The sequence below is a fragment of the Pseudomonas sp. FSL R10-0056 genome (assembly GCF_009600105.1).
Classification (GTDB): domain Bacteria; phylum Pseudomonadota; class Gammaproteobacteria; order Pseudomonadales; family Pseudomonadaceae; genus Aquipseudomonas; species Aquipseudomonas bubulae.
Window position 1 is genome coordinate 1 of record NZ_WIWL01000064.1, and the last position, 1,116, is coordinate 1,116.

At 54.3% G+C, this 1,116-nt stretch carries 1 protein-coding gene; it reads right to left on the bottom strand.

Annotated elements, in window-relative coordinates; genetic code table 11:
* Positions 1-29 precede the first annotated feature (29 nt).
* A partial coding sequence (locus GHO42_RS03390) for an IS481 family transposase (RefSeq protein WP_153329061.1) occupies positions 30-1,116 on the bottom strand: 1,087 nt, incomplete at its 5' end.

Sequence of the window (1,116 nt, forward strand, 5' to 3'; positions counted from 1 at the left end):
GACACACGTGCGGGGACATGGTGGACACATTATGCCCCGTAGTCAGGTTTGCTCACGTCGAACGTTCTTAGAAAGTGATGGCAGAAGTAGACGTCAAAGAGTCCATCTCTTTCAGGGTTGGGCCGTATTGCGATGTGCTGCCCAACCAAGCCCTTGGCGATGCTGAAATAGCGTTTCTGAAAGCGAAATCGGCTGTGATAAACCTTGGCCAACACATCGTCCGGCCCGTACTCAAACTCCGATAACTGCTGCGGATAAGCCCAAGGGCTGGAGCGATATCGGTCCATCGGCACTTGGTAGTTCAACGCTTGATGAGGTCGTTGTAGGTTATAAACCTCCCGCCATCGATCGAACGCGGATTGAGCCTCCTGGATCGTGGAAAATTGACGCCCATCAAGCACTTCGGCCTTGAGAGAGCGGTGGAAGCGCTCGATCTTTCCATTGGTTTGAGGGTGGTAAGGGCGGCTGTAGCTGATCCGAATTCCCAAACGAATCAGCCAGATACTCAGCTCGGTGATTTCACCTGGATTACGCGGTGAGCCCCATGGCGGGCCGTTATCAACATTGATACGAGCGGGTAATCCGAAGCGCTGGAATACCTCAACCAGCTTGTCCTTCACCGTAGCTCCACGCTCGTTATCACAAGCCTGAATAGCTAAATTGAATCGCGAGTGATCGTCCAACAGCGTCAGGGGATGGCATCGGCCTTCTTGCGTTGAGAAGTGCCCTTTGAAATCCATTTGCCACAGATCGTTGGGCGCATCGTGTTCAAATCTCAGCTTGGCCTCTTGCTCATTCGGAGCAGGCTGAATCAGTCCGTGCCTGTGCAGGACATTGGTCACGGTGCTGGGAGCGATCTGCTTTTTCAAGAGGGTGCTGATTGTGCGCCCACCCCAGGCTGGATGTTCTTGCCTGAGGGCTAAGACTTGCGCCTCCAAAACTGCAGAGGTCAGCTTGGGGCTGGTAGCCGGTTTGCGGGACTTCTCTTGCAGTCCCGACTGACCGTGCGCCTCGTAACGGTTAAGCCACTTGTAGGCCGTTTGCGGGCTGATGCCAAACCGTCGACACAGTTCTCGTTTATTGCTACCGGGTTGCCGTGCTAAGGCAACGAACTCT